Genomic DNA, 13970 nt, shown 5'->3' with positions numbered 1-13970 from the left:
GACCCCCGGATGTGTAGATGTCCGGGGGTCTCCGGTACATGTCCCGCACGTCATGTCGCCGTAACCAGTGATTCAGACTGGCTTGCGACGCTCACTCAATGCAGCCCGCCGTGCCCGACCCTCCCCCCATGAACGGGAAGCTCCGCCTCACCCCGGCACTCTCCGACGCGCCCATCGGGGCCCCGGCGCGGAAGAATGGGGCCATGAGCCAGCCCAGCACGCAAGGACAGGTCCAGCACGCCCAGCCGTCCGTCGGCTCCATCGCCGCGCACCGGCCGCACACACTCGCGGCCGCCGTGTCGGACCTGGACCCCGACATCGACGCGGATCTCGACGCGTACGACGAGGACGGCCAGGTAGGACACGACGGCGCCGAGCTTCCGCAGGGCCGTTTCCTGGACCGGGAGCGCAGCTGGCTCGCCTTCAACGAACGTGTTCTGGAGCTCGCCGAGGACCCGAACACCCCGCTGCTCGAGCGGGCCAATTTCCTTGCGATCTTCGCCTCGAACCTGGACGAGTTCTTCATGGTCCGGGTGGCAGGACTCAAGCGCCGCATCGCGACCGGCGTCGCCACCCGTTCGGCCTCAGGCCTGCAGCCCCGCGAGGTCCTGGAACTGATCTGGAACCGCTCCCGCGAGCTCATGGCCCGGCACGCCGCCTGCTACCAGGAGGACGTCGCCCCCGGCCTGGCCGACGAGGGCATCCACCTGGTCCGCTGGAACGAGCTGACCGAGAAGGAGCAGTCCCGCCTCTTCACGCTCTTCCGGCAGCAGATCTTCCCCGTCCTGACCCCCCTCGCGGTCGACCCGGCACACCCCTTCCCGTACATCTCGGGGCTCTCGCTGAACCTCGCCGTGGTCGTACGCAACCCGGTGTCGGGACACACGCACTTTGCGCGCGTAAAGGTCCCGCCTCTCCTCTCCCGCTTCCTTGAGGCCTCCCCGCAGCGGTACGTCCCCATCGAGGACGTCATCGCCGCCCCCGCGCACCTCGCGGAGCTGTTCCCGGGCATGGAGATCCAGGAGCACCACATGTTCCGGCTCACCCGGAACGAGGACCTTGAGGTCGAGGAGGACGACGCCGAGAACCTCCTCCAGGCCCTGGAGAAGGAGCTCATGCGGCGCCGTTTCGGGCCGCCGGTGCGCCTGGAGGTCGAGGAGTCCATCGACCGGAACGTCCTGGACCTGCTCGTACGCGAGCTGAAGATCAGCGAGGCCGAGGTCTATCCGCTGCCGGGCCCGCTCGACCTGACCGGCCTCTTCGGCATCGCGGCCCTTGACCGGCCCGAGCTGAAGTACCCGAAGTTCATCGCGGGCACGCACCGCGACCTGGCCGAGGTGGAGTCGGCGTCCGCGCCCGACATCTTCGCGGCCCTTCGCGAACGCGACGTACTCCTGCACCACCCGTACGACTCCTTCTCCACCTCGGTGCAGGCCTTCCTGGAGCAGGCTGCCGCCGACCCTGACGTCCTCGCGATCAAGCAGACGCTGTACCGGACCTCCGGCGACTCCCCCATAGTCGACGCGCTGATCGACGCCGCCGAGTCGGGCAAGCAGGTGCTCGTCCTGGTCGAGATCAAGGCGCGCTTCGACGAGCAGGCGAACATCAAGTGGGCGCGGAAGCTGGAAGAGTCGGGCTGCCACGTCGTCTACGGCCTGGTCGGCCTCAAGACGCACTGCAAGCTGTCGCTCGTCGTCCGCCAGGAGGGCGAGGCGCTGGTCCGCTACTCGCATGTCGGTACGGGCAACTACCACCCCAAGACGGCCCGGCTGTACGAGGACCTGGGCCTGCTCACCGCCAAGCAAGAGGTGGGCGCGGATCTCTCCGACCTCTTCAACCGGCTCTCCGGCTACTCGCGCCGTGAGACCTACCGCAGGCTGCTCGTCGCCCCCAAGTCCCTGCGCGACGGCCTGATCTCCCGCATCAACAAGGAGATCCAGCACCACCGCGCGGGCCGCCCCGCCTACGTACGCATCAAGGTCAACTCGATGGTCGACGAGGCGGTGGTGGACTCCCTCTACCGCGCGTCGCAGGCCGGTGTGCCGGTGGACGTGTGGGTGCGCGGGATCTGCGCGGTGCGCCCGGGGGTCGGGGGGCTCTCGGAGACCATCCGGGTGCGTTCCGTGCTCGGCCGCTTCCTGGAGCACTCCCGGGTCTTCGCCTTCGGCAACGGCGGGGAGCCCGAGGTGTGGATCGGCAGCGCCGACATGATGCACCGCAACCTCGACCGCCGTATCGAGGCGCTGGTCAGGGTCACCGACCCGGCACACCGGGCGGCACTCAACCGGCTCCTGGAGACCGGCATGTCGGACACCACCGCTTCCTGGCACCTGGGCGCGGACGGCAACTGGACCCGGCACGCGCTGGATCCGGAGGGCCAGCCCCTGCGCAACGTACAGGAGATGCTCATAGACGCCCGGAGGCGCCGGCGTGGCACAGCAACACCTTGACGAGTCGACGGCGGGCGAGGTCCTGGCGGCCCATCTCCGGGCCCAGGCCACGGAGTTCCTGCGTTCGCTGCGGCTGCACCGCGAGTCGACGACGGACGCGCAGGGCGCCGAGGAGTCCCTGGAGGCGGCCAGGGCCCTGCGCCGCGCGGCCCGCCGCATCGGGGGCACGCTGCACACGTTCCGCCCGCTCCTGGACCAGGAGTGGGTGACCGACCTGCGCCCCGAACTGGCCTGGCTCTCCGGCACGTTGGCCCGCGAACATGCGTACGCGACGCGGTTGGAGCGGTTGCTGGACGCGCTGCATCGCTTGTCGGGGGCGCCGGGGGTGCCGGCTCCCTCGGATGCCGTTGACGCTCAGGCTGTGGGCAGGCGTTCCGGACGGCGAGGGGGGTCCCCCCTGCTCGAGCGAAGCCGAGAGCTTGGGGGAGGGTGGGCACAGCCCTCACCGCAGGGTGCCGATGACCAGGGCGGCGCTCCGAGGGGCCTGACGGTAGGCGCAGCCAAGGCCGCAGCCCTGCTGGAGCGGCAGCTCACCCTCGCAAGGACGCGGGCCCACTCCGCCGCCCTCCAAGCCTTTGGCTCCTCCCGCTTCCACGCCGTGGCGGACAACGTGGCGGTACTGGCGAGCGAGGTCCCCCTCAGCACCAGCAGGGAAGCCCTGGAACCCCTGGCGGCCAAAGCGGAGTCGAACCTCGCGGAAGCCGTCGCCGCACTGCCCCTGGGCCAGGCGGGCCACCCGTACAACGCCGAAGCCCTGGTCCACGGCCTCGCCACAGAGGCCGCGAACGAGGCCCAGGACGCCCCCTGGCTCAAGGCCCGCGCCCTCCTGCGCCTGCACAGGTACGCCCAGGAGGTCCTCCGGGCGAGCGGCGACGACCTCCGCCTCGCGGACGCGGGCCACGCCCTCGACCGCCACAGGGAAGCCGCCGACGCCGCATCCGCAGCCGCGTCGGCCGCCCGGACCCCCCGCATCGCCCCGGCCACCGCGTACGCCCTCGGCGTCCTGCACGCCGACCAGCGCCACGAGGTCGAGGCGGCCAGGTTCGACTTCCACCAGGCATGGCTGCGGGAGGCGGTGCGCACACCGTGACGGGCACCGCAGGAGTCGTACTGGCCGCAGGCTGCGTCCTGTGGCGGCACTCCCCGCACGACGGCCAGCTGGAGATCTGCCTGGTCCACCGGCCGAAGTACGACGACTGGTCCCACCCCAAGGGCAAGCTGAAGCGCGCAGAGGAGCCCCTCGCCGCCGCCCTGCGCGAGGTCGAGGAGGAGACCGGCTTCCGCTGCGTCCCCGGCGCCCGGCTCCCCACGGTCCGCTACCTCGCCCAGGGCCGCCCCAAAGAGGTCAGCTACTGGGCGGCCGAGGCGACCGAAGGTCACTTCACGCCCAACAGCGAGGTCGACCGCATCCGCTGGCTGGCCCCGCCCGCCGCCCGCAACCGCCTCACGCAACCCCGTGACCAGCGCCTTGTCGACGCCCTGCTCAGCGTCCTCAACCCTGCGTGACCTTTCGGATACGTTCCGTGGTGCGAGACCTAACCAGGCCGACCGCCGAGGTTCACCCCCCGTTCACTCGTGCCCATCAGCCGCTTCACCTGTCCTGCCTAATTTCGGCCTTACAACACGACGTAAGACCGCAAGAAGCAAAGACGCACGACCTCGCACGCCGCCACCCCAAGGACGGCGGCTCCCGGAAGGAACTCCGAAAGTGAAGCTTCAGCGCAAGAACCGGCTCCGCGCCCTCTCGCTCGGCGCCATCGCCGTCTCCGGCGCCCTGGCCCTCACGGCGTGCGGCTCGGACGACACCAGCGGCGGCAGCGGTGGCAGCGGCAAGGAGACCAACGCCAACGCCAACATCAAGTGCGATGACGCCAAGGGCCAGCTCGCGGCCTCCGGTTCGTCCGCGCAGAAGAACGCGATCGACGCCTGGCGGAAGGTCTACTCGACCACCTGCAAGGACGTTCAGCTGAACTACAACCCGACGGGTTCCGGCGCCGGCATCACCGCGTTCATGCAGGGCCAGACCGCCTTCGCGGGCTCCGACTCGGCGCTGAAGCCCGAGGAGATCACGGCGTCGAAGAAGGTCTGCAAGGACAGCCAGGCCATCGACCTGCCGATGGTCGGCGGCCCGATCGCCGTCGGTTACAACGTGCCCGGTGTCGACAACCTCGTCCTGGACGCCGAGACCCTCGCCAAGATCTTCGACGACAAGATCAAGACCTGGAACGACAAGGCCATCGCGAAGCTGAACCCCGACGCGAAGCTGCCGAAGACCAAGATCCAGGCCTTCCACCGCTCGGACGAGTCCGGCACCACGGACAACTTCACCAAGTACCTCAAGGGCGCCGCTCCCGACGCCTGGAAGTACGAGCCCGGCAAGTCCTGGGAGGCCAAGGGCGGCCAGTCCGCCAACGGCTCCTCCGGTGTCGCGGGCCAGGTCAAGCAGACCGCCGGCGCCATCTCTTACTTCGAGCTCTCCTACGCCGCCGACGGCATCAAGACCGTCGACCTGCAGACGGACGCCAAGGAGCCGGTGAAGGCCACCGTCGACAACGCCTCCAAGGCCATCTCCGAGGCCAAGGTCGTCGGCAAGGGCAACGACCTCGCCCTTGAGCTCAACTACAAGCCCACCGCCGAGGGCGCCTACCCGATCACCCTGGTGACGTACGAGGTCCTCTGCGAGAAGGGCAACAAGGCCGAGACCCTGGCCGCGACCAAGTCCTTCCTGACCTACATCGCCAGCGAGGACGGCCAGAACGTCCTCAAGGAGAACGACTACGCGCCGATCCCGGCCGAGATCATCTCCAAGGTCCGCACGACCGTCGCGGGCCTGAGCTAGCTGAACCGAGTGCGGCCGGCCCCGCGATTCAGGGCCGGCCGCACCGTCCGGTGCACCGCCGCCAGGAGCGACTCCCGCTGACGAAGCGTTGGTCGGCTCCGCAGACCGGAGAATCCCATGGATATACCAAGCAGTACGACGACACCTCCACCCCTCGACCACGTGAAGCCGTCGGCCGTCACGCCCAAGCGCGCAGCCCGCGGCGCGACCCGCCCCGGTGACCGGATCTTCCTCGGGCTCTCCCGTGGCTCCGGCATCACGCTGCTCGTGATCATGGCCGCCATCGCGGCCTTCCTGACCTACCGTGCGGCCCTCGCGCTCGCCGACAACACGGGCAACTTCCTCACCACCTTCGAGTGGGACCCGGCCGGTGCGACCACCGGCGGCAAGCCGTTCTTCGGCATCGCGGTCCTGGTCTTCGGCACGGTGGTGAGCTCGGTGATCGCCCTGGTGATCGCCGTCCCCGTGGCCATCGGCATCGCGCTGTTCATCTCGCACTACGCGCCGCGCAAGCTGGCCACCCCCATCGCCTTCGTGATCGACCTGCTCGCCGCAGTGCCCTCGATCGTCTACGGCCTGTGGGGCGCCCTCGTGGTCGCACCCAATCTGACCGGCCTCTACAGCTGGCTCGACGACTACTTCGGCTGGACCGGGATCTTCGAGTACCAGGGCGGCGCCCCGCGCTCCCTGATGACCGTCGGAATCCTGCTCGCCATCATGATCCTGCCGATCATCACGAACGTCAGCCGCGAGGTCTTCCTGCAGGTCCCGAAGATGCACGAGGAGGCCGCGCTCGCGCTCGGCGCCACGCGCTGGGAGACCATCCGCATGTCGGTGCTCCCCTTCGCACGCTCGGGCGTGATCTCCGCCTCGATGCTGGGCCTGGGCCGTGCGCTCGGCGAGACGATCGCCGTCGCCACCGTGCTCTCCCCGACCTTCCTCATCAGCGCGTCCGTGCTCGACCCCGGCGGCGGCACCTTCGCGCAGAACATCGCCAGCAAGTTCAACGAAGCCAGCGAGTACGGCCGTGACGCGCTCATCGCCTCCGGCCTGGTCCTCTTCATCATCACCCTGCTGGTCAACGGCGCGGCCCGCCTGATCATCGCGCGCCGCAAGGAGTACTCGGGGGCCAACGCATGAGCGCCACCATCGTCAAGCCCACGAGCACCCTGCAGGGCGCCCGCCTGCCGCGCTGGACCTCGCTGGTCGTCGCGCTCGGCTCCGCCGCCGCCGGCGTCGGCATCGGCGTGGGGGCGAGCCTCGACAGCCGTATCCAATGGGGCCTGATCGCGGCCATCCTCTTCATCGTCGTCTCGTACGTCGTCGCGGTCGCCGTCGAGGGCGGCCGCCAGGCCAAGGACCGCCTCGCCACCTCGCTGGTGTGGACCACCTTCCTGCTGGCCGTCGTCCCGCTCGCCTCGCTGATCTACGAGACCGTCGAGCGCGGCACGAAGGTCTTCAACGGCTACTTCCTGACCCACTCCATGGGCGTCGTAGCGGACGACGAGCCCGGCGGCGGCATCTACCACGCGATCATCGGCACCCTGGAGCAGGTGCTCCTGGCCTCCCTGATCGCCGTGCCGATCGGCCTGCTCACCGCGATCTACCTCGTCGAGTACGGGCGCGGGAAGCTCGCCAAGGTCGTCACGTTCTTCGTGGACGTCATGACCGGCATCCCGTCGATCGTCGCGGGCCTGTTCGTCCTGAGCTTCTGGATCCTGATCCTGGGCTTCGACTTCTCCGGCTGGGCCGGCGCCATGGCGCTCGCCATCCTGATGATGCCGGTGATCGTGCGCTCCACGGAGGAGATGCTCAAGCTCGTCCCGAACGAGCTGCGGGAGGCGTCACTCGCCCTCGGCATCCCGAAGTGGCGGACCATCCTCAAGGTGGTCCTGCCCACCGCGATCGGCGGCATCACGACGGGCGTCATGCTCGCCGTCGCCCGTATCGCGGGCGAGACCGCACCGGTGCTGCTCCTGGTCTGGGTCAACCCCATGATCAACACGAACCCGTTCGAAGGCTCGCAGGCCTCGCTGCCGCTGTACGTCTACCAGCAGTACGCGGCGGGCAATCAGGCCGGTTACGACCGCGCCTGGGCCGCGGCGCTCGCCCTCATCGGCTTCATCATGATCCTCAACCTGGCGGCCCGCGGCGTAGCCCGCTGGAAGGCCCCCAAGACGGGCCGCTGACGCGGCCACTCAGCGACCCTCTCGTACTCCCCAAAGTCTTGAAAGAAGCAGTGATCCCCATGGCCAAGCGAATCGACGTATCGGGCCTGACCGCTTACTACAGCGCCCACAAGGCCATCGAGGACATCTCGATGACCGTGGAGCCCCGCTCCGTGACCGCCTTCATCGGCCCCTCCGGCTGCGGCAAGTCCACCTTCCTGCGCACCCTGAACCGCATGCACGAGGTCACCCCCGGCGGCCGCGTCGAGGGCAAGGTGCTCCTCGACGACGAGGACCTGTACGGCTCCGGCGTCGACCCGGTCGCGGTGCGCCGCACGGTCGGCATGGTGTTCCAGCGCCCCAACCCGTTCCCCACGATGTCGATCTTCGACAACGTGGCTGCGGGCCTGCGGCTCAACGGCTCGTACAAGAAGAGCGAACTGAGCGCCGTCGTCGAGAAGTCCCTCAAGGGCGCCAACCTCTGGAACGAGGTCAAGGACCGCCTGAACAAGCCGGGCTCCGGCCTCTCCGGCGGTCAGCAGCAGCGTCTGTGCATCGCGCGGGCGATCGCGGTGGAGCCCCAGGTCCTCCTCATGGACGAGCCCTGCTCGGCCCTCGACCCGATCTCGACCCTCGCCATCGAGGACCTGATCGGCGAGCTGAAGGAGCGCTTCACGATCGTCATCGTGACGCACAACATGCAGCAGGCGGCGCGCGTCTCGGACCGTACGGCCTTCTTCAACCTCTCGGCGGTCGGCCAGCCCGGCAAGCTCATCGAGATAGACGAGACGGAGCGGATCTTCTCCAACCCGTCCGTGCAGGCGACCGAGGACTACATCTCGGGCCGCTTCGGATAAAGCTGATCGACCCCTCCGACTCCTTGCGGTGCTGCATGGCGGTGCCACCGCAGGGGCAACAAGAAAGGCCCGCCCCTGGCTCCCGGGGGCGGGCCTTTCCGTTGCTTTCCTGCATTCCTACAGGAACGCGAGATTCACGATCCAGAAGCTGAGCGCAGCAACAAGCGCGGCCGCAGGCATCGTGATGAACCAGCCCAGAATGATGTTCTTCGCGACGCCCCAACGCACCGCGTTCACCCGCTTCGTGGCACCCACACCCATGATCGCGGAAGTGATGACATGCGTCGTCGAGATCGGCGCGTGGAACATGAAGGCGGTGGTGAACATGATGCCCGCGCCGGTGGTCTCGGCGGCGAATCCCTGCGGCGGGTCAAGCTCGATGATCTTGCGGCCGAGCGTACGCATGATGCGCCAGCCACCTGCATACGTACCGGCGGAGAGCATCAGCGCACAGGCGATCTTGACCCAGATCGGAATGGGCGCGTCGGCATCCTGCACATCGGAGATGACCAGGGCCATCACCACGATGCCCATCGTCTTCTGCGCGTCCTGCAGACCGTGACCGAGAGCCATTCCGGCCGCCGAGACGGTCTGCGCGATACGGAATCCGCGCTTTGCCTTGTGCGGGTTCGACTTGCGGAACATCCACATGATCGCGCACATCACCAGATAGCCGGCGACAAGGCCGACCAGCGGCGAAAGGAACATCGGGATCACGATCTTGTCGAGGACCCCGGACCAGATCACACCGATGCCGCCCGCGAGCGCCGCTCCGACCATGCCGCCGAAGAGCGCGTGCGACGAGGACGAGGGAAGCCCGAAGTACCAGGTGATGAGGTTCCACACGATCGCGCCGATGAGCGCCGCGAAGAGAATCCACATCCCCTTGTTGCCGTGCGGGGTCTCGATGATCCCCTCGCTCACGGTCTTGGCGACCCCGCTGCCCATGAAGGCACCGGCGAGGTTCATCACCGCGGCCATCGCGAGCGCGGCGCGCGGCGTCAGCGCACGCGTGGAAACGGATGTGGCAATGGCGTTCGCCGAGTCGTGAAAGCCATTTGTGTACGTGAATCCGAGCGCGACGCCAATGGTCACGACCAAAGCAAAGGTGTCCATGGAGGGGTCAGGACTCCTTGACCGCGATGGTCTCCACAGTGTTCGCCACGTGCTCGAAGGCGTCGGCGGCCTCTTCCAGCACATCCACGATCTGCTTGAGCTTCAGCACCTCGATGGCGTCGTACTTGCCGTTGAAGAGCTGGGCGAGGAGCTTCCGGTGAATCTGGTCGGCCTGATTCTCCAGACGGTTCACCTCGATCCAGAACTCGGTGAGGTTGTCCATCGTCCGCAGATTCGGCATGGCCTCGGCCGTGAGCTCGGCGGCTCGCGACAGGACCTCGATCTGCTGCTCGACTCCCTTGGGGAGTTCCTCGACCTGATAAAGGACGACCAGGTCGACGGCCTCCTCCATGAAGTCCATGATGTCGTCGAGGGACGAGGCCAGGTTGTAGATGTCCTCGCGGTCGAACGGCGTGATGAAGGAGGAGTTCAGCTGGTGGAAGATCGCATGGGTCGCGTCATCTCCAGCGTGCTCCGCGGCCCGCATACGCTCTGCGATCTCGGCTCGGGCGGAGGCATCGGCCCCGAGCAGTTCCATCAGGAGCTTCGAGCCCGTGACAATGTTGTCCGCGGATGCGGCGAACATGTCGTAGAAGCTCGTCTCCCTGGGGGTCAGACGAAAGCGCACGTGGGGTCCTCGGGGTGCTTTGGATTCGGTCAGGCTGATGCTAGGCGCATCATCCGGCCACGGCTAACCGGCCGGGACCCAGTGTCGCCCATCAGGCACAGTGATCAGCACACCCCCCGAGGAATCGAGTAACCTATACCCACCCGGGGTATAGAGAAGCCAGTGACTGTCCAGGGACTGTCCAGCAGGAGGACGCGATGACGACCACCGAGGCGGCCGACGCGGCCATGACCACCGAAGCGCCCTCCGAGCCCGGCGGCCACGACCAGGGTGTGCACGGCTACCACAAGCAGAAGGACGAGCACCTCAAGCGCCTGCGGCGCATCGAGGGCCAGATCCGGGGTCTGCAGCGGATGGTCGAGGAAGACACCTACTGCATCGACATACTCACCCAGGTCTCGGCGAGCACGAAGGCCCTGCAGTCCTTCGCCCTGCAGCTCCTCGAGGAGCACCTGCGGCACTGCGTGGCCGACGCGGCGGTCAAGGGCGGCGCCGAGATCGACGCGAAGGTCGAGGAAGCCACGAAGGCGATCGCCCGCATGATGCGCACGTAAAGCTCTGGATGCGTACGTGAAGGTCTAGATGCGCACGTAAAGCTCTAGTCGTCGGACCGCTGCTCCACGACGGTTGAGACCTTCAGGACCTCGTCGATCCGGTCGGGGCTCAGCCGCTCCTCGCCGGTGGCACTCGCCGCGATGATGAGTTCGCCGCACAGCTCGATCTCGGCGAGGGCGACGTGGTCCTGAACTGTCGTACCGCGCACCAGAGCCACGTTCATCACCTCTTCCTGACCTTGCTTCCTGCGCCCGTACCGACTTCCTAGAGTAGGGAGCGGCCTACACACCGCGCATGGCACGGACGGACCATTTCCACACGGCCGGACGCGACTAGACCTACTGCTCGGCGATCTTCCCCGCGAAGATGTCCTCGCTCGCCGGAAGCCGCACATCGACCTTCACCCCGAAGTCGAAGAGCAGGGTGGTCGACGCCACCTCCGCGTTCGAGACGCTGAACTGCTGGCGCAGCTTCCGCAGCCTGCCCTGCTCGTCGAGGTACGCGTCGAACGGCACCCCGCCCTTGCTGAACCCTTTCGCCGCCGCCCCCAGGGCCTTGCGCTGCCCCTGAGACGCGGACCTCGCGGCGCGCGGCAGGTCGGCCCTCCCGCGGAAGTGCCGCACCTTCACCCCGGCCACCCGCGTCTCCTCCACGTACGTCGCCTTGCTCACACCCCGCAGCAGCTCCGCCGCGGCGAGCGGATCGGTCGCGCCCCCGGTGACGAGGTTGCCGTCCGACAGCGACGCCGTGTCGATCCGCACCCACTTGTCGGAGGGCACCCCGGCCCCCCGGTTCTTCATGTAGAGCGCGCCGCCGGCCATCAGCTCGGTGATGGGCCGGTGCTCCTCCGTCCCCGCGGGGTCCTTCGGCAGCACCACCACGAACCGCCCCAGCTGCCGCTTGAAGTCGTACGAGCCGTGCCCGCGGATGGTCACGCGGGTCCCGCCGCTCGCCATCTCCATGGACGTACGGGCCTTGGCGCTCCCGGCCCGCACCAGGGAGTCCGCGGAGCCGCGCACCGCGTCGACGGAGTCCTCTGCGCTCGGGTTGTCGTCGGCGGCGGCCCCACTCCCCGAACAGCCCGTTGCGACGGCCAAGAGACCCACCGCGGCGGCCGTGACCACCGCCCCGCCTGTGCGCTTGTGCAGCTGACCCATCGCCTGCCTACCCCCAAGCCTTCCCGTGCGGAGCCGAGTCCCCCTGTCGTCCCGTGTAACGACCGGTACGTTGCCCCGTCACGCGGAAGAGCACCGGCCCGGCATCGGTACCGTGGAGCGGTGGCCGAGGAACAAGGACAGGAACCGCACCGCACGACAACGGTCGAACAGGGCCGCTTCTGCGCGGCCAGGTGCAGCTGTGGCTGGCGCGGACCCGCCCGCAGAGCGCGCAGCAAGGCGCGGACGGACGCGGCGTCCCACGTGTCGGAGGCGTAAGCCCTCCCTCTCCTTCCGTCTCCCCTCTCCCGGAACCCCGAGGTCCTATACGCCGTCTCGTACTCCGGGAAGCAACGGGAGGGGCGTCATGGAACGACGTACGTTCATCAGCACATCCGCGGCGGCCGCCGCCGGCACCGCTCTGACGGCGGCCGGCTGCTCCGGTTCCGGCGGCGGGAGCGGGGGCGGCGGGGGTGCCACGTCCCGCAGCGCCGCGGGCTCAAGCACTCCCATCCGTACGTCGAGCGCCGCCGCGTCCGCCGCGGCGAACCTCACCGCCCTCGCCAAGGACCTGGACGGCACGCTGGTCAAGCCCGGCGAGGCCAAGTGGGCGGCGGCCAGGCAGCTTTACAACACCCGCTACGACACGCTGAAGCCCACGGCGGTCGCGTACGTGGCGGGCCCCGACGACATCCGCACGACGCTGGCCTACGCCCGCGCCCACGACGTCCCGGTCTCCATACGCAACGGCGGCCATTCCTACGGGGGTTGGTCGTCAGGCACGGGCCGCCTGATCCTCGACGTATCGAAACTGAACAAGACGCGGGCGAGCGGGACGACGGCGACGGTCGGCGCGGGCGCGAAGCTGATCGACGTCTACCGCGCGCTCGCCGCGAAGGGCGTGACGATTCCCGCGGGCTCCTGCCCGACGGTGGGCGTCTCGGGCCTGACGCTCGGCGGCGGCCACGGGGTGGTCTCCCGCGCGTACGGCCTGACCTGCGACAGCCTCACGTCGGCGACGCTGATCACGGCGGACGGCAAGCTGGTGACGGCGAGCGCGCGCGAGAACAAGGAACTGTTCTGGGGCCTGCGCGGCGCGGGGAACGGAAACTTCGGGGTGGTGACGGAACTGACCTTCCGCACCCACAAGGCCCCGCAAGGGGTCTCGGCCTACCTGACCTGGCCGTGGTCGAAGGCGGCGGCGGTCATCAAGGCGTGGCAGGAGTGGGGCCCCGACCAGCCGGACGAGATCTGGTCCTCCGCCCATCTGGCGAACACGCCGGGCGGCACACCCACGGTCTCGGTCGCGTGCTTCTCACTCGGTACGTACGGGGATCTGCAGAACGCGGTGGACCGCCTGGCCGACAAGGTCGGCGCCCCGGCGCGCAGCGTCTCGCTGAAGCGCCGCTCGTACAAGGAGTCGATGGAGGTCTACGCGGGCTGCTCCTCCTTCACGTCGGACGCCCAGTGCCATCTGCCGGGGGCGACTCCGGGCCGTAGCCCGCAGGGAGCCCTGAACCGCGAGACGTACGCGGCAAGCTCCGACTTCTTCGACCGCTCGCTCTCGGCTGCGGGTGTGCGGGCTCTCCTGACCCAGGTGGAGAACGTGACGGGGGCGAGCGCGGGCAGCATCGCGCTGACGGCTCTGGGCGGCGCGATCAACCGGGTGGACCCGGGGGCCACGGCCTTCGTGCACCGGCGCTCGCGGATGCTCGCGCAGTACATCGCGTCCTGGCGCCCGGGCACGTCCGGCAAGCCGGCCCAGGCCTGGCTGAAAACCGCCCATGGAGCCATGTCCCGCTACGCCTCGGGCGCGGCCTACCAGAACTACGCGGACCCCACCCTGACGAACTGGCGCAAGGCGTACTACGGCGACGCGGCCCCCCGCCTGAAGAAGCTGAAGCAGCAGTACGACCCGAAGCGCTTCTTCGACTTCCCCCAGGCGATTTAGCGCACGGAGGGCGCCCCGCCAGTCGTCGTACCCCGAACAGCCGGTCCCGCGACTCGAACGGCCCCCGCGACACGCCCTCGGGTGGACTAGTGCGCGGGGGCCCGTTGCCCTGGGGGTATGCGTACTCGACGAATAGGTGCCGCCACGGCGGCCGTCGCAGCCCTGCTGGCCCTCTCCGCGCCGCCCGCCGCCCACGCGGCCACCCACGACCACCCCGCCGCGGGCCCCCTCGCCGTCGCCTCCGCGGGCGTC

Annotated in this window: 13 protein-coding genes; 9 read left to right on the top strand and 4 right to left on the bottom strand. The window is 68.8% G+C overall.

Annotated features, from left to right (window positions below):
- The first annotated feature begins 203 nt into the window (after window positions 1–203).
- The 7 genes from OG453_RS05205 to pstB all read left to right on the top strand — a co-directional run bounded on the left by OG453_RS05205 (window position 204) and on the right by pstB (window position 8314).
- On the top strand, window positions 204–2450 hold the full coding sequence (locus OG453_RS05205; RefSeq protein WP_266864917.1) for an RNA degradosome polyphosphate kinase: 2247 nt from the start codon (window positions 204–206) through the stop codon (window positions 2448–2450).
- Window positions 2431–3540, top strand: coding sequence for a CHAD domain-containing protein (locus OG453_RS05200; protein WP_266864915.1), 1110 nt, complete (start codon window positions 2431–2433; stop codon window positions 3538–3540). Before OG453_RS05205 ends, OG453_RS05200 begins: the two co-directional genes overlap by 20 nt.
- Window positions 3510–3956 carry an NUDIX hydrolase gene (locus OG453_RS05195; protein WP_266864913.1) on the top strand — a complete coding sequence of 149 codons (447 nt, stop codon included), beginning with the start codon at window positions 3510–3512 and terminating at the stop codon, window positions 3954–3956. Before OG453_RS05200 ends, OG453_RS05195 begins: the two co-directional genes overlap by 31 nt.
- 202 nt (window positions 3957–4158) lie before the next feature.
- Window positions 4159–5289, top strand: coding sequence for a phosphate ABC transporter substrate-binding protein PstS (pstS, locus tag OG453_RS05190; protein ID WP_266864911.1), 1131 nt, complete (start codon window positions 4159–4161; stop codon window positions 5287–5289).
- Window positions 5290–5406: 117 nt separating this feature from the next.
- Window positions 5407–6429: a phosphate ABC transporter permease subunit PstC gene (pstC, locus tag OG453_RS05185; RefSeq protein ID WP_266864909.1), complete on the top strand. Its 1023-nt coding sequence runs from the start codon at window positions 5407–5409 to the stop codon at window positions 6427–6429.
- Window positions 6426–7478: a phosphate ABC transporter permease PstA gene (pstA, locus tag OG453_RS05180; protein ID WP_266864907.1), complete on the top strand. Its 1053-nt coding sequence runs from the start codon at window positions 6426–6428 to the stop codon at window positions 7476–7478. Before pstC ends, pstA begins: the two co-directional genes overlap by 4 nt.
- A 59-nt stretch (window positions 7479–7537) precedes the next feature.
- The gene (gene pstB, locus OG453_RS05175; RefSeq protein ID WP_266864905.1) at window positions 7538–8314 is read left to right on the top strand and encodes a phosphate ABC transporter ATP-binding protein PstB; all 777 of its coding nucleotides are present in this window, start codon (window positions 7538–7540) and stop codon (window positions 8312–8314) included.
- Window positions 8315–8431: 117 nt separating this feature from the next.
- Here the strand turns inward: pstB and OG453_RS05170 are convergent, their stop codons facing one another.
- Window positions 8432–9430: an inorganic phosphate transporter gene (locus tag OG453_RS05170; RefSeq protein WP_266864903.1), complete on the bottom strand. Its 999-nt coding sequence runs from the start codon at window positions 9428–9430 to the stop codon at window positions 8432–8434.
- A gap of 7 nt (window positions 9431–9437) precedes the next feature.
- Entirely contained in the window at window positions 9438–10058 is a 621-nt protein-coding gene (locus OG453_RS05165; RefSeq protein ID WP_135330927.1) for a DUF47 domain-containing protein, read from the bottom strand.
- Window positions 10059–10255: 197 nt separating this feature from the next.
- Between OG453_RS05165 and OG453_RS05160 the strand changes: the two genes are divergently transcribed.
- Window positions 10256–10612, top strand: a complete 357-nt coding sequence (locus OG453_RS05160) for a metal-sensitive transcriptional regulator (protein WP_323178607.1) — start codon at window positions 10256–10258, stop codon at window positions 10610–10612.
- Between the two features lie 44 nt (window positions 10613–10656).
- Here OG453_RS05160 and OG453_RS05155 read toward each other — a convergent pair whose 3' ends face one another.
- Window positions 10657–10836: a hypothetical protein gene (locus tag OG453_RS05155; protein WP_266864899.1), complete on the bottom strand. Its 180-nt coding sequence runs from the start codon at window positions 10834–10836 to the stop codon at window positions 10657–10659.
- A 115-nt stretch (window positions 10837–10951) separates the two neighbouring features.
- The gene (locus tag OG453_RS05150) at window positions 10952–11770 is read right to left on the bottom strand and encodes a hypothetical protein (protein ID WP_266864897.1); all 819 of its coding nucleotides are present in this window, start codon (window positions 11768–11770) and stop codon (window positions 10952–10954) included.
- A 364-nt stretch (window positions 11771–12134) separates the two neighbouring features.
- Here OG453_RS05150 and OG453_RS05145 point away from each other — a divergent pair, with 364 nt between their 5' ends.
- Window positions 12135–13718, top strand: coding sequence for an FAD-binding oxidoreductase (locus tag OG453_RS05145; RefSeq protein ID WP_266864895.1), 1584 nt, complete (start codon window positions 12135–12137; stop codon window positions 13716–13718).
- The last annotated feature ends 252 nt before the right edge of the window (window positions 13719–13970 follow it).

This window comes from Streptomyces sp. NBC_01381, from assembly GCF_026340305.1.
In the GTDB taxonomy this organism is placed as follows: domain Bacteria; phylum Actinomycetota; class Actinomycetes; order Streptomycetales; family Streptomycetaceae; genus Streptomyces.
This window is presented reverse-complemented; position numbering and strand designations above follow the sequence as displayed.